This is a genomic window from Chryseobacterium sp. HNCC26DJ238, from assembly GCF_057180465.1.
The window spans coordinates 19,709-37,394 of sequence record NZ_JBXUGI010000007.1; the positions used below are offsets into that span (position 1 = coordinate 19,709).

Annotated in this window: 14 protein-coding genes and 1 pseudogene; 3 read left to right on the top strand and 12 right to left on the bottom strand. The window is 37.0% G+C overall.

Annotated elements, in window-relative coordinates; genetic code table 11:
* Positions 1-57 precede the first annotated feature (57 nt).
* Both AC2A07_RS08135 and AC2A07_RS08140 read left to right on the top strand, forming a co-directional pair.
* Positions 58-351 (top strand): annotated as a pseudogene (locus AC2A07_RS08135) (hypothetical protein); the annotation flags it as partial.
* Positions 352-381: 30 nt separating this feature from the next.
* A complete protein-coding gene (locus AC2A07_RS08140) occupies positions 382-1,335 on the top strand; it encodes a T9SS type A sorting domain-containing protein (RefSeq protein WP_484050107.1) in 954 nt (317 codons plus the stop codon).
* A gap of 77 nt (positions 1,336-1,412) precedes the next feature.
* Here AC2A07_RS08140 and AC2A07_RS08145 read toward each other — a convergent pair whose 3' ends face one another.
* Positions 1,413-2,480, bottom strand: a complete 1,068-nt coding sequence (locus AC2A07_RS08145) for a DUF4407 domain-containing protein (protein WP_484049991.1) — start codon at positions 2,478-2,480, stop codon at positions 1,413-1,415.
* A gap of 222 nt (positions 2,481-2,702) precedes the next feature.
* On the opposite strand from AC2A07_RS08145, the gene AC2A07_RS08150 reads away from it, so the two are divergent.
* Positions 2,703-4,598, top strand: a complete 1,896-nt coding sequence (locus tag AC2A07_RS08150) for a zinc-dependent metalloprotease (protein ID WP_484049992.1) — start codon at positions 2,703-2,705, stop codon at positions 4,596-4,598.
* 156 nt (positions 4,599-4,754) lie between these two features.
* On the opposite strand, the gene ruvC is transcribed toward AC2A07_RS08150, so the two are convergent.
* From ruvC to AC2A07_RS08205, 11 genes are all read right to left on the bottom strand, one after another.
* Positions 4,755-5,309, bottom strand: coding sequence for a crossover junction endodeoxyribonuclease RuvC (gene ruvC / locus AC2A07_RS08155; RefSeq protein WP_314495586.1), 555 nt, complete (start codon positions 5,307-5,309; stop codon positions 4,755-4,757).
* Positions 5,310-5,498: 189 nt separating this feature from the next.
* On the bottom strand, positions 5,499-6,026 hold the full coding sequence (locus AC2A07_RS08160; protein WP_484049993.1) for a 2'-5' RNA ligase family protein: 528 nt from the start codon (positions 6,024-6,026) through the stop codon (positions 5,499-5,501).
* 36 nt (positions 6,027-6,062) lie between these two features.
* Positions 6,063-7,154: a serine hydrolase domain-containing protein gene (locus AC2A07_RS08165; RefSeq protein ID WP_484049994.1), complete on the bottom strand. Its 1,092-nt coding sequence runs from the start codon at positions 7,152-7,154 to the stop codon at positions 6,063-6,065.
* 99 nt (positions 7,155-7,253) lie between these two features.
* Positions 7,254-9,503 carry a carbohydrate-binding domain-containing protein gene (locus AC2A07_RS08170; protein ID WP_484049995.1) on the bottom strand — a complete coding sequence of 750 codons (2,250 nt, stop codon included), beginning with the start codon at positions 9,501-9,503 and terminating at the stop codon, positions 7,254-7,256.
* A complete protein-coding gene (locus tag AC2A07_RS08175) occupies positions 9,500-9,991 on the bottom strand; it encodes a T9SS type A sorting domain-containing protein (protein ID WP_484049996.1) in 492 nt (163 codons plus the stop codon). Before AC2A07_RS08175 ends, AC2A07_RS08170 begins: the two co-directional genes overlap by 4 nt.
* Before the next feature lie 134 nt (positions 9,992-10,125).
* On the bottom strand, positions 10,126-10,683 hold the full coding sequence (locus tag AC2A07_RS08180; RefSeq protein ID WP_484049997.1) for a carboxypeptidase-like regulatory domain-containing protein: 558 nt from the start codon (positions 10,681-10,683) through the stop codon (positions 10,126-10,128).
* A 128-nt stretch (positions 10,684-10,811) separates the two neighbouring features.
* Positions 10,812-11,021: a hypothetical protein gene (locus AC2A07_RS08185; protein WP_314495263.1), complete on the bottom strand. Its 210-nt coding sequence runs from the start codon at positions 11,019-11,021 to the stop codon at positions 10,812-10,814.
* Positions 11,022-11,058: 37 nt separating this feature from the next.
* Positions 11,059-11,769 carry a Dph6-related ATP pyrophosphatase gene (locus AC2A07_RS08190; RefSeq protein ID WP_484049998.1) on the bottom strand — a complete coding sequence of 237 codons (711 nt, stop codon included), beginning with the start codon at positions 11,767-11,769 and terminating at the stop codon, positions 11,059-11,061.
* A gap of 39 nt (positions 11,770-11,808) precedes the next feature.
* Positions 11,809-12,849 (bottom strand): hypothetical protein, encoded by a 1,041-nt coding sequence (locus tag AC2A07_RS08195; protein ID WP_484049999.1) that lies wholly within the window; start codon positions 12,847-12,849, stop codon positions 11,809-11,811.
* Between the two features lie 116 nt (positions 12,850-12,965).
* Entirely contained in the window at positions 12,966-13,736 is a 771-nt protein-coding gene (locus AC2A07_RS08200) for a hypothetical protein (RefSeq protein WP_484050000.1), read from the bottom strand.
* Between the two features lie 398 nt (positions 13,737-14,134).
* On the bottom strand, positions 14,135-17,500 hold the full coding sequence (locus tag AC2A07_RS08205) for a methylmalonyl-CoA mutase family protein (protein WP_484050001.1): 3,366 nt from the start codon (positions 17,498-17,500) through the stop codon (positions 14,135-14,137).
* Between the last annotated feature and the right edge of the window lie 186 nt (positions 17,501-17,686).

Below are 17,686 nucleotides of genomic sequence, written 5' to 3' on the forward strand. Positions count from 1 at the left end.
AATGGCACCGTAACACATGCAGAAAAAGGATCGTTTTTCTAAACTACTCTTTTACCGGACGGAAAAATGATTTTCAGTGGAAGCTTTGAAAGCGCTACATCCAAAAAAGCAGTTATTTTAAAATTAAATGCTGATGGATCTTTAGATCAAACCTTTGCAACTGCTGGTGTTTTTACCAAGGATCTTTATGCAAATACCAATTATTTTGAAGGTTTCTCCAAGGTTTTAGTTCAAAACGATGGTAAATTATTCTTTGCATACGGAAGTCAGCTCGATAATGGTATTGATCCTGAATCCCTTACATTAAATTTAATGAGACTTAATGCCAATGGTACCCCAGATACTTCTTTCACTAATCCATGGACGACAACGACTACTGATATTGATAATGCTCCTGCCGACTTTAGGCTTTTATCATCAGGAAAATATCTTACTTATGGCCCTAACTACATGATGAGATTCAATTCAAACGGAAGCCTTGATACAACTTATGGAACAAATGGAATCAGAACAATTACATTTGAAATTAATGATGTGTATGTAAATGGAGATACTATTTATATCGATGGACATCCGGCAAATAACAGTAGCAACAGGACTTTATATAAGCTGATAAATGAAAATGCAGGTATTTCGGGTTCAAATAATTATGTGACAGGAAGAGTTTATCAAAATAATTCATCTTTTTACATCGATAAGAATAATTCTTCCGTTCACGAATTGCTGAAATTAGATTCCAATCTTGCTCCCTCTGCAGGGTTCGGAACCAATGGGAAAGTTTCATTATCTACCCAGCTTTATCCTGCAGATATACTTTTTCAGCCAGGAGGAAGTGTAATTCTGTATGCCAATAACAGTTCAGGTTCGCAAACTGATCATACTTTTACAAGATTGAATTATAATGGTGCTGTAAATACAGGATTTGGACAGGGAGGTACTTTTACAATGACGATTCCAAATTCGGCTGGTTTTCAGTCATATTCAGATGCTTTGGTGCATCCCAATGGAAGTATTTATAATTTGTTTTATGGAAATAATAATACGAATAATATTTTCCTTAAAAAGATTCTCCTTCCAAATGAAGTTCTTTCTGTACAAGATAATCTTAAAACAAATGATAAGATTTATATTTTAGAAAATCCTGTTGGAAATACACTTAAATTATCTGCTGATTTAGAGAATGGTAATATTTACGATGCATCAGGAAAGCTTATTCTGAGCAACCTTAAAGGGCGTGAACATACCGTAAACTCACTACCTAAAGGCGTTTACATTATCACCGATAAAGGGAATAATGGACAGGTAAGTAATAATCTTAAGTTTATAAAGAAATAAGTTTGATTTTAAACATTATTTAGCGGACATTCATCTGAATGTCCGCTTTCTTTTTGAATTGTTCTTTGTAATATTTTTTATTTTAATTTATCTTTAAAATCATCAATCCGGAAATCGGTTACAGCGTTTCCTTTTTCAATTTTCTCCTTGGAATACAATCTGAAATCGTTTTCAGTTTTTTCAAGAAGGTAATCATAGGGGCCAACCTGAGAGATCAGTTTAACCAAAACCGGTGAAATTTCAAGGCAGATAAAAAGACCCATAATAAATGCAGCCGCAGTTGCAATGATTGCAGAATTTTTCCCTAATTCATCCAGTGCCTGAAGCCGGGCTGCAAATCCGTTGAATTTATCTTCGATGGATTCGGTAGATTTTCTTTCTTTTTCGAGATTAGTGTACACCTTTGATATTTCTTTGTCCAGATATTCCAGTCGCGGAGCACTCTGTTTCTGGTAGTTCTCAAGATCTTTTCTTCGCTGTTCTTTCAGTTCCTGTTTACGTTTTGCATTTGAACCGAAACCTTCTTTCCCGCTTGTTAATCCTGATTGCTTTCCCAGGATTTCTTTTTCCAGTTCAACGGCGGCGGAATCATACGATTTCTGATATTGCGCAACTTTATCAGTAATTTGTTTTTTTTCTGTATCGAAGGGGCCGCTTTGTTGTAAGATCCTTCCATTCATTTCACCCTGAAGCTGCTTTTTATTCCTCTGAATAATTGTATTCAGCTGTTTATTAACTTCTTTTTCAAATATTTTGAGCTCTAGAGGTTTAGAGATTATAATTCCTAAAAAAGTTGCCAAGATAAGTCTTGGAATTGACATTAAAATCTGATTCCACCATGTTCCGGTTTTTTTGATGGATGAAACAATATAACGATCCAGATTAAAGATCATAAGCCCCCATAAAATTCCAAACCCTACGGAAATCAATAGATCATCAAAAACGGTATACATTGCATATCCGGCAGAAAGGGTTGCAAAAATTGCCGTGAAAAGTACAATTCCTCCGATTCCTGAAAATTTATTCCATTCACTGGGTGTTTTTCTGAGGATGTGAATATTTCCTCCTGAGCAGATCATCAGGAATTTCTGAAACCCATTGATTTTATGACTGCTCTGATTTATAGTTTGTTGGCTATTTTTCATTCTTGAAAATTTATACAAAATTAGTATTAAAAACCATACCAATGTTACAGATAGTAATATGTTTTACCAAGTAATTCAAATTTAACATATAGTGTTTTGATAATCAGTATATTGTCATATTTAAATTGTATAAACTAAATAATTAATCCTTTTAATAAAATTATTCTATGATTGTTCATAAAAAAATAATACGTTTGCAACGAAAAATTTAAAAATAATAATATGAAAAGAATCAGTACATTTTTAGTCGTTCTGTTTTTTATCAATGCATTTTCACAAAATCATGATAAATATTGTGGTTTTGATGATGTCATGAAAAAGATGGATAGAAAATACCCTGAATTAAAAAAGCAGAGAGAAGAGACTGAGATAAAATTGGCTGCAATTGAAAAGCAGTCCTATCTGAATAAGGTTGGAGCTACCACTTCATGGAACGGGTTATATACAGGTCAGCTTTATGAGATTCCTGTCGTTGTACATGTAATCGAATCTCAGGCAACTGCCAATTCAAATCTGACAGTAACTGATTTGGAAATAACGAATTGGATTAACAGGGCTAATAAAATGTATGCGACAACATTTGGTAACGGGTTTTATGCTGAAGGCTCAGGACCAACCGGGGGCGCCGTCATCCCATTCAAACTTGTTTTGGCTAAAAGGTCGCCTGATTGTCAGTCTACTACAGGAATCATAAGATATAATGGAAGTACGCTTGCCGGATATGATACTGCAGGTGTAGGGGCTACAAGTAATAGCGGTGTGAGTGATTATGAAATCAAAACACAGCTTGCACCACACTGGCCGGAAAACTCTTACTTTAATATTTATGTTGTGATTGGATTTGACGGTCAGCAGCAACTTTCTTATGGACTGATGGGATATGCAAGATTTCCAAATTCATATGATTTCGATTATGAAAGCTTTATGAAGGTTGCCACAATCAAAAATACAAATGATACTACATTAACGCACGAATTAGGTCATGCTTTTGGGTTATACCACACTTTTGAGGGAGTGGATTATTCAGTTCAGAATGCATGTCCTGTTAACAATAACTGTACAACTAACGGAGATAGAGTCTGTGATACATCGCCCTCAAGAAGTATGTATGGTGTTTCAGTCCCTACGAACAACAGTATAGATCCATGTACAGGAGTAAACTATGACGGGACCCAGTATAATATCATGAATTATACAAATATCGAACGTAAATTCACGGAAGGTCAAAGGGACAGAGCAGTACTTTTAATGATGGAAAACAGAAAAAATCTTCTGAATTCCACTGCAGGAAAAGATATTTCAACAGTGATTACTTCTCCGGTTTCGGTAATTGCTGCTCAATGTAATCCCGCAGGAATTCTACATCCAACCAATAATAATTATGCAGTGGGGCCGTATCGAGTAGTTATGGGTTCAATCAGCAGTCTTACCAATGGTTATGATTCTGATGAGGCAAATCCTAAGTTTTATGAAGATTATGCAAATCCTACCTGCATAAGACCTGCCTACTTTACAGATCTGTCATCCACCGTAGCAACACCTCTGAAAATTACTTTTATGAACGGTTTTGCACAAAATAATCAGTTCAGAGTTAAAACCTGGATTGATTATAATAACAACGGTGTTTTTGAGTCTTCCGAATTAGTCGTAAATTCAACGTCGTCAGTAAATGCCGGTGCAGCAGTTACAAGTACCAGTAATATTACTCCGCCTGTAGCAGCGGTTAAAAATACGTACCTGAGAATGAGAATTGCAGTAGATGCAGCAACATTCAATGGAGTATCCCTACCTGATTTTACAGCATGCTCTCAATTGCAGTATGGGCAAATGGAAGATTACGCAGTAAAGATTTTAGATGTTTTGGCAACTTCTGAAACTTCAGGCACCAAGGAAACTAAAATTATTTATTTAAAAAATGAAAATAAATTGCAGCTTGTAGGAAATCAGAATGAGATTTTTGGAGATTATCAGATTTTTGATATGAGCGGCAAACTCATTCAGAAAGGAAACTCGAAAAGCAACAACGTTCAGATCAATCAGGAGTTGCAGAAGGGAGGCTATATTATCAATTATTCAATCAAAGATAAAAGTACTTCTAAAAAATTCATGAATAATTAAATTCTAAAATTTTAATCAAAACTGATGGATATGATCCTTCAGTGTTCAGAAGAAATAGTAAAGAGTCCGTTTCAGGTAATTCTGAAACGGACTCTTTCTTTTATAGATTTTACTAAATGATTTTTCTTAAGCAATCTTTTGATCAGCGGAAACAATCTATTTCAACCGATCAGGATTCTGTTTCAAAAAGCTTTCCCAGCCTGTATAAGACTTAGTATCAGCGATTGTGCCAGAATTAAAGTGATGACATACGGCCACGGCCAGTCCGTCAGAAGCATCAAGGTATTTTGTAGGGAACTCTTTCAGATTAAGAAGGCTCTTCAGCATCCCTGCAACCTGTTCTTTACTGGCATTACCATTTCCGGTGATTGCCATTTTTATTTTTTTTGGAGAATACTCGGTAATCGGGATGTCTCTATGTAGACTCGCCGCCATGGCAACCCCCTGAGCGCGTCCCAATTTAAGCATCGACTGTACATTTTTACCGAAAAAAGGAGCTTCCAGAGCAACTTCGTCAGGATGAAATTCATCAATCAAAGCTAAAGTTTTATCAAAAATATATTTAAGTTTTGTTTCATGGTTAGGATATTTTTTCAGAATCAGTTCATGAATGGAGATCATTTCCATTTTACCTTTCTTTACTGAAATAAGTCCAAAACCCATAATAGCAGTTCCCGGGTCAATACCTAAAATTATTTTTTCTGTTGAAATCATTGCATCAAAGATAAGGGTTTCTGAATTTTAATAGAAGTTTATTTAAAATATGACTCAATGAAATTGATGTCAGCATTTCTTCCGGAAACCGCAGAATTAAAAGATCTGAATAGCAGGCTGAAAGATTCTGAATATTTAAAAATTAAATTTAAAATATTTCGTACCGGATTGATGTGTTTAAATGGATCATGAATGATCTAATTTTTTTTCATCAATAGTAACCCATTTCCCATCGTGCCGGAGCAGTGAAATCTTGTCAACGGTAAATTTCGTTTTGAATTCTTTATGCTGATAAATTTCCCATGCCTTCAAATAATTTTCCCATACGAGATCGCTATATCCTACAGTTACATGAGGGTTGAAAGGATGATTTTGAAAGTTGAATTGTTCTTTCACTTTTATATATAAAGTTTTAAGGTGCTGGTTATTTTCAGGTTTTATATAAATTACAGGATTTTTCGGATTGGCAAAACTGCCGAATCCATTTAATGTAACTTCAAAAGGTATAATATCTGTGTCTATTTTCTGAAATGCTTTATAAATATCATGTTCTGAAGTTACTTCTCTGTCGAAGGGAGGGATCAATGTAAGATGAGCATCATTTTTCAACGCCTTGGAATTATTAAAATTTAAAGAAAGGTCTTCCTTGAAAACCTTAACCTCATCAGTGATTTCCTGTGGAGGATAAATGGCGATGAAATACTTTTTCTTCATATCGTAAAAATAAATTAAATATAAGAGACTCTTACATTAACTCTCCATTAGATCTGAAAATTCTTTAATCTCAATATGGGGTTTGAAGATGGCATTTTTACCTTTTGATTCATCAGCAATGTTTGAAAGAATAATTACCGACGTTTTTGTCTCCGGATAATAAATATTCAGGGACGGTGAGCCCTTTATATATCCGCTGTGAAAATAAACCGTGGGATCTCCGATGTTCATCATCATCCCATATCCATAACCCATTTTGCCAAAAACAGGATGACTTCTCACGGCACTTTTAGCTAAGAATTTTTTTAAAGTTTCAGGTTGTATTACTTTTCCTGAGAAAAGAGAGAGGTTCCAAAGATGCAGATCATCTACTGTTGAAAGGATTCCGCCTGCCGCAATTCCGATTTCTCTGTTTCCCAGTCTTCCGGGCATATTAAGGATTTTGTCGTAATTTTTTTTATCTCCCAGGTATGCGCCTGCAAAGTTTACATTACTAAAATGACTACCTGCTGACGAACTTTTCATTCCGGTTTTTTTAAATAAATCCTTTATATTTTCATCATAGGACCGGCCGGATACGACTTCGATAATTTCACCTAGAGCATTAAATCCCTCATTGGAATAATAGAAACCTTTCCCGGGCCGGAACATCAGTTTCTGCCCCAAAAAACTGAGGCCTGAAGTATGATTTAAGAGCTGATGGATGGTGATGTCTTCGTAATCTTTGGTTTTAAATTCCTTCAAGTATTTTGAAACTTTATCTTCAGGAGTAAGCCTGCCTTCTTCCATTTTCTGTAAAATCAAAACAGCAGTAAACTGTTTACTCACTGATCCGATGGCAAAAATGGTTTGATTATCAATTGCTTTTTTGTTTTCAAAGTAAAAAAGACCACTGTTCTTCCGGTATATTTCTTCAGAGTCTTTAAAAATGGCAACACTTCCATTGAAATTATACTTTGCAATGACAGAGTCAATCTGACTTTTATACAGTTTTTTCTGATAGGCAGTTACTGCGGAATCTGCTACAGCCTTTTTATCTACAGGTATTGTAATTTCCTGTTTTTGACAGGCAGCCAGGCTGATGATGAATAAAAGAAATAATAAATGCTCAGAGATTTTTTTAATCATTTTGTGTTGTTTGAAAATAGGAATTTGATCATCTCAAAAATAAACAAAACCTCTCAATTTTACTTAAGAGGTTTACAAAAAAATGAATGAAAATATCTGTTAAAATGAAACTGTATTTACTTTAGCAGTTGCTGAAGATGTAAACGTACTCTTTAAAGTTCCACCTGTTGCTGAGTAAGTTCCTCCCGTATACATTCCCCATCCTGTAGAGCCTCCTGTAAAATTTCCTCCCGTATAGGTTCCTCCGTAATAGACCTTATAAGTTGTGCCCTGTGATAAGGCAGGACTTGAAAAATGATAATAGTAGACCCCGTTTTTAGGTTTAAATGTTACCATTTCTGTTCCTGCAGCATTCTCAATATGTAGAACTGACGCTGCTGAAAGCTGAGCTGTCGATTTTAAGAACATTCCTACCTGGGTAGAAGATGTGCTCATTGCTTTGGTCATATTGGAATTTGATCCTGCAGAGATAAGCAGTCCGCCATTCATCAGGAAGGTTCCGTTATAATCGATTCCTTCTTCAGGCTGGCTGGTTGGCCCGTTCACGATGGTGGTACCACCGGTAATGGTAATATTTCCGTTGCTGTCAATAGCATCACTTCCTGCAACAATTACAATTCCTCCCGTGATGTACAGATGGCTGTTGTCATTGGCTTCCGTTCCGCCAGCAACCGTTCCGTAAGTTGCATTGATGCCGTCATTGGAAGCTGTGATATTGCTTACGCCGCCTGTAAAAGTAATAATCGGAGCTTCTACGCCTTCACCGACTCCTGATGTTGAAGAGATCGCTGAAACCGTATTTGTTCCACCATTGACAGTGACCGATGCATCAGAGTGAATTCCGTCATCTGTAGAGTTGAATGTATTATTTCCATTATTAATCGTAATAGCTCCTGTTGATACCAGAGTTTTTGGATGGCTGTAATCTGTTCCTGAAACCAGGAATCTTGTCCCTGTTGTTTTAATCAGCAGAGTAGGGTTACCTGTTGTGCTTCCGATCGTAACCGTTCCGTCTGCTTTTAAACCTTTTCCTCCTGTTCCCGAACTTGTAGTGGTAACCGTGCCGGCATTGATCAAAAGATTTCCATCAGCAGAGATTGCAGAAGATGAGTACGAGTCTAAGGCTCCTGCCGCATTGGTATAGGTTGCTCCGTTACCTGCCGTGGTAACCGTTACAGATCCTCCGTTGACTGTTATGTTCTGATCAGCTGAAATTCCTTTTCCACCATTTGCAGTTGAAGCTAAACTTATATTTAAGACTCCACTGTTGATGATCACATTTGCATCACTTTTTACGGCTGTAGAATAGGAAGGGTCAAAACCGCTTCCTGAAGCTGTCAGAACAGCTGCTCCGGAGAGAGTTGCCGTAATAGTTCCGCCATTTACCGTAATGTTGCCTTTTGCACTGATTGCTTTGGACTGGGTTCCGGTCAAAGTAAGATTAATGGTTCCTCCTGAAATGGTAATGGTCGAAGTACCTGTTTTAACAGCTTTTACATCTGCTGACGCTAAATTGGCAGTAACATTGCCTCCTGATATTGAGATCGCAGTGTCTCCCGCATCGATAGCGTCTCCCGTAGCGGTAATATGTACTGCTCCACCAGTCATAGTAAAGCCTTCGGAATGAAATCCGTCTGACGCTGCGGAAATGACTTTCACCGTTCCGTTCTGAACTTCAATTGATGTCGGAGTAGAAATACCGTGTTTTTTTACACCTTTTATATTTAACGTTCCTGTTCCTGTAAAAATTATTTTTCCATCTGTCTGTAATGTCCCGTTTTTTGTGCTTGAAGAACCATCTGTCAACGAATTTATTGTGCCTGCCTGAATGGTAAAGGTATGGGTCTGTCCACCCGTAATATTAACTGCAGGTCCGGAAGTATTTGTAATGTTAAGATTATTCATTACAAAACTCGCAGGGAGAGTAGAGCTCATTGTTAAACTTCCTGCTGTGCTTGTACCCAGTAAATTATATTCTAAATTACTAATCGATGCCGTTGAAACCACATTTACCATTCCCCCGACAGCCGTGATATTTACTCCCTGAGCTGCATAAGGATTGATAATGGTTGCATTTTCCGTCCCTTTATAAATGATATAAATTTTAGTCATTGTGACCGTATTTGAGGTAAAGGTCAGGCTGTCAATAACAGTTTTGGGGATATCTAAAACTGTAGAATTGCCGGAAAGTTTAAATTTAGAATAGTTGGTGTCTAATTTAATACTGTCTACTGCAGAAGCCGATGAGGTAAACATCACATTTCCGGAATTATGAACGACAATATTCTGCTGTGCTTTTAATCCAAATGCTAAAAGAAGTGCTATGATGAGATAAAATTGCTTGCTCATTTTTTGATCATTTTAAGGGTTGTCTCATTCACCTGTACCAGGTAAAAACCTGGAGTAAGGCTACTGATATTGATTTCTTGATCAGGCTGAAAAATTCCGTTTATAACCAGACTCCCTGTTGATGAATATATTCTTACATTCATTTTTTCTTTTCGAATAGAAGAAACTTTTATAAAATCAGATGCAGGATTCGGATAAAGTCTGATCTGCGGTTTTTTCTGTCCGGTTTCCTCAGTGGCTAATGAAGCATTGTTGAAAGTTATTTTTCTGATAATGTTGGTAGGGATCAGAACATTATTTGCCGTTGAGCTTGTCTTAACCATAAGACTGCTGCCGGAAAAATATAATTTTCCGGTAGTGTCTATGTTGTAATCCTGAGTTGTTCCGGTGTAGTAGGTGATTTTAATTGCGGTCTGCGCAAAGGAAAAAATGACAGACAGTAGTGAGAATACTGAAAGTATTTTTCTGAAAAGATTGAAATTTTTCATTGTTATATTATTTTACACAACAAATGTAAAATCTATAGCAAGATCAAAAAATATTTTGAGGTAAACGGGGTTAATGTGCAGGTAAATATGAAATAAATTCAAAGATTATCAGTGAATATTGCTAATTGTGTTTATCAAAGTTGCTCAGGCTTTACAAAAACAATGTAAAGGTCTTTCATTGATTCTTTGCCTGTAAAAAACTTTACAAATTCTCTGGGAATATAATACAGGTCGTATCTTTTATAATGCATCCAGTAACTCTGGTTGAATAATTCTGGATCTATTTTTTTACCGTCCAAAATAACAAGAGACTTTTCCGTAGCATTCGGTGGGCTAAGTACTATATCGCCCATCATTTTATCAAGGCCATTATAATCTAATCGTACTGACTGCTTTTTTCCAAGATTTTCGATGGTGTAGATTGCCAGTTTTCTGTCATAGATGTAATCTTCAGGACTAAACTCCAAAAGGCTTTCATATTTCAATATTTTTTTAGGAACTTCTAATGAGTAATTTCCGTCTTTATCTGTCTGAGTAGTGTAAACCTTCAGAATAGTGACAAAACTTACTGTCGCAGCAATTGGCTTCTGTTTATCACTTGAAACAACCCTGCCTGAAATAATAAAATTCCCTTCATCGGTTTTAGTTTTTTCTCTGTCGTTTTGCTTTACTGACTTAGTGGAAGCCAGCAATTCTTTTTTTACAGGATGTTTTATTTGTGCCGGATAAGAATTTATAATACCTGCGGTCAGAGCTAAACCGGCAGCAATTGTAGAAAAGCTTTTTTTTCCTGAATAAGCGGGAATTTCTTTTACTTCCTTTACGGGATTCTTAAATGGGCTCTTATAAAAAAACCACAGATTTTTTCATCCCGGTTTTCTGCTATAATTTTTGAGATCTCAGAATTATTCAGATCCGAAAAATCAATTACTTTTTTTGAGCACAGGTCACAAAATTTTCCTTCCGGGATCTCATGCATATTTTCCGGAGATTCTTCACAGGGATTTTCAATTTTCAGATAAGGCCTCATCGTTTTCAGTTTAAAAGAAAACGGAATCTTTTAATTATTATTTTGAGATCAGATCACGAAACCAGAAAATATAGTCTTCATCGTCTTTATTTTCATCAGATTTTGGTTTTGGATAGGTTTTCTTAACCGATTCTCCAATTTCAAATGCGATCGGATTTGTAAAGATAGGACCGTCAAAAGTGAAAGTATGAAATTCTCCATTTTCTCCGCATGGGTCAACGTTTTCTGGCAAATCACGAATGAAATCATTATCAATTATTCTTCCTGCAAAACTTTTATCGAGGAATGATTCATTAACGCAGGTGATAATGGTTTTAAATCCCAGATCTAAAAATTCATGGATGAGGTCTGAAGTGTTTTGTTTCCAAAGAGGAAAAACAGCATTCATCCCTACAGAGCTCAACTGTTTCTCACGATACGTCCGCAGGTCTTCCAGAAAAATATCTCCAAAAACAGAGTGAGTGATCCCCTGAGATTTAACCTGTGACATTGTTTCAGACATCATCTTCTCATACTCTTCCATGGTTGGTTCTTTGGGGATTTCCATTTTGATAAGAGGAAATCCTAAGCTGTCGGCCTGCTTTTCCAGTAATGAAACCTGAACTCCATGCATTGAGACCCTTTGGAAGTCACTATTGATACTCGTCAGCAGAGCTGCGATCTCAAAGTGGTCTTCTTTTAAAATTTTATATAAGGCAAGGGCAGAGTCTTTTCCACTGCTCCAGTTGAAGACGGCTTTTTGTTTCATACGTTAAAAGTAATTCCGGGTAATAGCTGGGTCTGAAATTTAATATCTTTTACTCTGAATTTCTTTCATAGGAATAAACCCACCATTGATATAGTCAATTTTCTGTTCAAAAGGATATGCAGGATTAGAGGCAATCAATGCTCCCATCACACCGAAAAACATTCCTATGGTAACTTTTCCCACATTAGATCCGGTTGATCTTATCTTCCCTGTAAAGTAATAATCATTATCTCTTTTCTCGGCTTTGGTAAAAAGATTTTCGATCGGAAGGTAAATATAAGGTTCACCCTGATAAACAATAGCGTAAATATCATCTTTCCTGATCTCCTTCTCTCTTCCGTCAGCAGTTTCGAATATTTTATGAATTTTCGGCTGATTCCCGTAAAATTTTACATTGGTAATTTCCTGCTGAGGCTGCTGGTTTTTAAAAGAACAGTAATCCCTGTAAAGACCGTCTTTCAGTATCGCAGAATTATATAAACTGATTGCCTGTTTATCGATATTATCATAGTTTTTAAGTTCCTCAAAAGTATAATGATTCGTTGTTTCCGGTTTCTTGCCTGCATTTTTTACGATAAAGTCGCTGAGCATCTCACTTCCTTTTCTAAGTGTTTCTTTAGTGACATCCGCAGCTTTGTGATCAATAACCGTGTCGGTTTTATCAAGCAGCGAATAGGTGCCGTCGTTGTTTTGTGAAAACAGAAAACCCTGGAAATAGCAATATCCATGCTCGGTAAATGCTGAAGTCACTTCCGCAAAATAGAGCTGCTTAAGATATAAAACCAAAGTCCCACCCTCTGCATTTTCATTATTAATGCCGTTTAAAATGCTCTGAAACTGGCTTGATAAGCTTGTTGAAGGAACTACGCGCGCTTTGGCATTTAACCCTCCCTGCTGAACAATTCCCAATGAAGTTGTATCTGTCCTTTCATCAATCAGCCTGATGTTTTTGTAATAGCTCTTATCGATCTTTTCAGAAGGAACAGTTATGGTGAACGCTTCGGTTCTTTTCTGAGCGGATAAAAATGAAGTCAGACAGACTGCTAGTGAGACCAGTATTTTTGTAAAGCTATCTTTCATAGGTTAAATTTAATATAGTACTAACGGATAAATTTAATCATTAGTTTGTGAGAACTAAAAAAACCTCAAAGAATTTTTCTGAGGTTAAAAGGTGTTTTTTAAGTAAAAAAAACAATTTATTTTGCTTCTGCCATTTCTGCTTCTATCTGTGCTAATCCGGCCTTCATACTTCCTTTATCTGTTGCTTTCTGCCATTCTTTTTCAGCTTTCGTTTTATCTCCAAGAGTATAGTAGTAGCTTCCTAAAACGGTATGTCCTTCAATTTCACCCATACCTATAATTTTCTGTCCCAATTTTATGATTTCAGGATTCTGTTGAGGCTTTTTTATCTTATTGCTGAGTACGGCTCCCATACCGCCAAGATCATCCATTACCATCAATCCGAATTTTTCCATACAGGCTTTGGCAAGACCTCTGTTACACAAATCATCAATGATCTTTTTGTAATTTTCCATTGCTTTTTCGTCAAAAAGTTTTTCAAGATCATTGTTTTTCTTTCTTGTTTTGCGATAATATTCAGCAAGGAGTTGTGCGTTTTTTTTCGCCAGAGCATCATCTTTCCTGTTGTTTTCGGCGATACTGTCTTTTTTCAGGTCCCATTTAGTGTTTTTTACCCATACAGAGTTCCCCGTCAAACGGTTTTTAGAAATTTTAAATATAAAAATGTCTTTATCAGGAAAAACCACGACAGAATCATTTTTTACAAAATAATCGCCTTTCCCATATCCTGCGATATCCACTTTTCCGTTACCGTCAAAGGCAAAATAAGAATATAAAGATTCTTTGGATTGGGTCATGAAATAACCCTGAAGGTTATTGTCTGCCTCCTGGGCATTAAAAAGTCCGACGGAAATAATTCCTACGATAAAGAAAATGTATTTTGTCATTTGAAATTTATATGAGAGTAAAATTAAGTAAAAACATCAGGTAAATTTCCTTACTGTTTGATTTGTTTTTAAAATATTAAATGCTAATGATTATCTATGCGGTTATGGATATTGTTTAAACAAAGTATGTATGATGGATGTTTATCAGGATACCAATCAATATAGTGGATGATGTAAATAATTTAATTTTGAATGATGATGCGGTATCGGATAAAAGCTTTCAAGGTGAAAACAGAATTAGAGTTAAATATTACCTGTTGCAAATGTCAACTGAAGAAAAAGTAAAATATAATATTATATCAGAATTGATATTGCTACAATAGCAGATGATGATGAATAAAAAGACCGTGGAGTGATTTCCACGGCCATTATTTAAAAAATGCCAATCCGGATACGGGCTACATGTTTCTTCTGTACTTACCACCTACCTCAAACAGGGCATTGGTGATTTGTCCAAGGGAGCAGTATTTGACCGCATCCATCATTACATGGAATAGATTCTGCTGATTGATAGCAGCATACTGTAAGGTCTTTAAAGCAGCCTCCGATCTGTCTTCATTAGATTTTTGGAAATTATGAAGGGTTTCAATCTGTACCTGCTTTTCTTCTTCAGTCGAACGGATAACTTCGCCAGGACGAACTGTTGGAGAACCGTCTTTTCCAAGAAAGGTGTTAACGCCGATAATCGGATATTCTCCTGTATGTTTGAGCCATTCGTAATGCATTGATTCCTCCTGGATTTTTGAACGCTGGTACATCGTTTCCATAGCACCTAACACACCGCCTCTTTCGGTAATTCTGTCAAATTCTGTGTATACGGCTTCTTCTACCAGGTCTGTCAGTTCCTCGATGATGAATGAACCCTGAAGCGGGTTTTCATTTTTAGCTAAACCGAGTTCTTTATTAATGATCAGCTGAATAGCCATTGCTCTTCTTACTGACTGTTCTGTTGGTGTGGTAATCGCCTCATCATAGGCATTGGTATGGAGTGAGTTACAATTGTCATAGATCGCATACAATGCCTGAAGCGTTGTTCTGATGTCATTGAAATCAATTTCCTGGGCGTGAAGTGACCGTCCGGAAGTTTGAATGTGATATTTCAGCATCTGGCTTCTTTCGTCTGCTCCGTATTTCAGTTTCATGGCTTTTGCCCAGATTCTTCTTGCAACACGGCCAATCACTGAATATTCAGGGTCAATACCATTGGAGAAAAAGAAGGATAAATTCGGGGCAAAATCATTAATGTCCATTCCTCTGGATAAATAATACTCCACATAGGTGAATCCGTTTGCCAAAGTAAAGGCTAGCTGAGAAACCGGGTTTGCTCCGGCTTCTGCAATGTGATAACCTGAGATGGATACCGAATAAAAGTTTCTCACCTTTTCTGTGATGAAATATTCCTGAACGTCACCCATCAGTCTCAGGGCAAATTCAGTAGAGAAAATACAGGTATTCTGAGCCTGGTCTTCTTTTAAAATATCTGCCTGAACCGTTCCACGAACCGTTGCAATGGTTTTGGCTTTGATCTCCGCATAGGCTTCAGCAGGAATTACTTCATCTCCTGTAAGACCTAATAATTTTAAACCTAAACCATTATTTGAAGGAGGTAATTCTCCGTTATATTTTGGTCTTTCCAAACCTTTATCATCGAATTTTGCTTTTAAGGCTTTTTCAACATTTGCTTCGAGCTTGTGTTCAGCAATATATTTTTCAACATTCTGATCGATCGCAGCATTCATAAAGAAAGCCAGCAGCATCGGAGCCGGACCGTTGATGGTCATGGAAACCGACGTCATTGCATTCACCAGATCAAATCCTGAATACAGTTTTTTAGCATCATCTAAACTGGCGATTGATACTCCTGCATTTCCAATCTTACCGTAGATATCCGGTGGCAGGGCAGGATCCTGTCCGTATAAAGTTACCGAGTCAAATGCAGTTGATAGACGTTTTGCATCCATCTCTGCAGAAACGTAATGGAATCTTCTGTTTGTACGTTCCGGGCCACCTTCTCCGGCAAACATCCTCGTAGGATCTTCTCCTGTTCTTTTAAAAGGGTAAATCCCTGCGGTGTAAGGAAATCCTCCCGGAAGGTTTTCCTGACCCTTCCATTTAATCAGATCTCCCCAGTCGGTATATTTGGGTAAAGAAATTTTTGGAATTCTCAGATGGGATAGAGATTCTGTTGAGGTTTCGACTTTAATCTCTTTTCCACGAACGAAATAGGAATAAAACTCAGCTTTGAAAGCCTCTTTCGTATCAGCCCAGGATTTCAGAAAGTCAATGTTTTCCTGTTGAAGGTCTTTCTCTGCCTTCTGATATTCATCGTCTAAAGTCTCGTTGGAAAGAAAACTTTTAACCCCTTCAATATGATACATCTTTCGTGCTAATGCTGCCTGTTTTTCAACATTGGCATCGTACTGTCTGTTGTTTTCGACAATTTCAGATAGATAACGTACCCTTTTTGGTGGAATGATGGTTACTTCCTCTGTGATTTCATGCTCTATAAATCCCTGAAACTGTACAGCATTGTCACCACCGGTTTTTTTAACGGTTTCGTTAACTTTTTCAATTAACCGGTTGAACAGTTCTGTCGTTCCGTGATCATTGAACTGGGAAGCTTTTGTAGCGTATACAGGCATGTCATCCAACGGACTTTCCCAAAGAAGATGGTTTCTCTGGAACTGCTTTTTTACTGCCTGAAGGGCATCAAGAGCTCCTCGTTTGTCAGATTTATTTAAAGCTACCAGATCTGCATAATCTAACATGTCGATTTTTTCCAGCTGTGTAGAAGCTCCGTATTCAGGAGTCATTACGTACATCGAAACATCCGCAAAGTCTGAAACCTCAGAACCTGACTGTCCGATACCGGAAGTCTCCAGAATAATCACATCGGGGTGGGCTAATTTCAGTACATTCAATGCTGAATGAATGAACGGGGAAACAGAAACATTGTTTTCTCTCGTTGCCATAGAACGCATATACACTCTTGGATCATTGATGGCATTCATCCGGATTCTGTCTCCCAGCAATGCGCCTCCTGTTTTCTTTTTTGATGGATCAATGGAAATGATCGCAATTTTTTTATCTGTATTGGAACGAAGGAAACGTCTTACCAGCTCATCTGTTAAAGAAGATTTTCCTGCTCCGCCTGTTCCTGTAATCCCGATGATGGGGATATGCAGGTCTTTTGACTTTTCGTCAATAGCTTTTACCAGACCAGGTTTTTCTTCTGAGAAATTTTCAACAGCAGAAATGATTTTGGCAATACTGATCGAGTTTTCAAAATTAATTAATTCTAAGTCAGCTTCTGTCACCTCTTTCCCTGTTGCGAAATCTGATCTTTTAACCAGATCATCGATCATGCCCTGGAGACCGAGTTCCCGGCCGTCATCTGGAGAATAAATTCTGTCGATTCCATAAGACATGATATCTTCTATTTCTTCAGGAAGAATCACCCCGCCGCCGCCGCCGAAAATTTTGATTTGTGGTGAGTTTTTTTCTCTTAGAAGATCATAAATGTACTTGAAATATTCGTTGTGTCCGCCCTGATAAGAAGTTAAGGCAATCGCATTGGCGTCTTCCTGAATAGCAGTATTTACGACTTCTTCAGCGGATTTGTCATGACCAAGGTGGATGACTTCACATCCTGTTCCCTGGATCACACGTCTCATAATATTGATGGCCGCATCGTGTCCGTCAAATAACGAAGCTGCAGTCACAATTCTTACTTTGTTTGTTGGAGTATATTTTTGGGTTTCCATATTAATTGTAGAAAGTTTCTAAGCTTCCAAATATAATAATAAATTAAAAACTTATTTAAATATTCAAGGTGCTGATTTTTATATGCTTAAAGAAATAATCAGAATTATATATTTCCTGTTTAAGTTTTCTGATCATCAGGTGTGATTGGTAAAACTGGAATGCATATGAATTGAACCGTATCCTTC

Excerpts from the sequence above, each read along its gene's own strand:
- AC2A07_RS08145 (WP_484049991.1), bottom strand. The coding sequence starts at position 2,480 with ATGAAAAATAGCCAACAAACTATAAATCAGAGCAGTCATAAAATCAAT.
- AC2A07_RS08150 (WP_484049992.1), top strand. The coding sequence starts at position 2,703 with ATGAAAAGAATCAGTACATTTTTAGTCGTTCTGTTTTTTATCAATGCA.
- AC2A07_RS08160 (WP_484049993.1), bottom strand. The coding sequence starts at position 6,026 with ATGAAGAAAAAGTATTTCATCGCCATTTATCCTCCACAGGAAATCACT.
- AC2A07_RS08165 (WP_484049994.1), bottom strand. The coding sequence starts at position 7,154 with ATGATTAAAAAAATCTCTGAGCATTTATTATTTCTTTTATTCATCATC.
- AC2A07_RS08170 (WP_484049995.1), bottom strand. The coding sequence starts at position 9,503 with ATGAGCAAGCAATTTTATCTCATCATAGCACTTCTTTTAGCATTTGGA.
- AC2A07_RS08175 (WP_484049996.1), bottom strand. The coding sequence starts at position 9,991 with ATGAAAAATTTCAATCTTTTCAGAAAAATACTTTCAGTATTCTCACTA.
- AC2A07_RS08185 (WP_314495263.1), bottom strand. The coding sequence starts at position 11,021 with ATGAGGCCTTATCTGAAAATTGAAAATCCCTGTGAAGAATCTCCGGAA.
- AC2A07_RS08190 (WP_484049998.1), bottom strand. The coding sequence starts at position 11,769 with ATGAAACAAAAAGCCGTCTTCAACTGGAGCAGTGGAAAAGACTCTGCC.
- AC2A07_RS08195 (WP_484049999.1), bottom strand. The coding sequence starts at position 12,849 with ATGAAAGATAGCTTTACAAAAATACTGGTCTCACTAGCAGTCTGTCTG.
- AC2A07_RS08200 (WP_484050000.1), bottom strand. The coding sequence starts at position 13,736 with ATGACAAAATACATTTTCTTTATCGTAGGAATTATTTCCGTCGGACTT.
- AC2A07_RS08205 (WP_484050001.1), bottom strand. The coding sequence starts at position 17,500 with ATGGAAACCCAAAAATATACTCCAACAAACAAAGTAAGAATTGTGACT.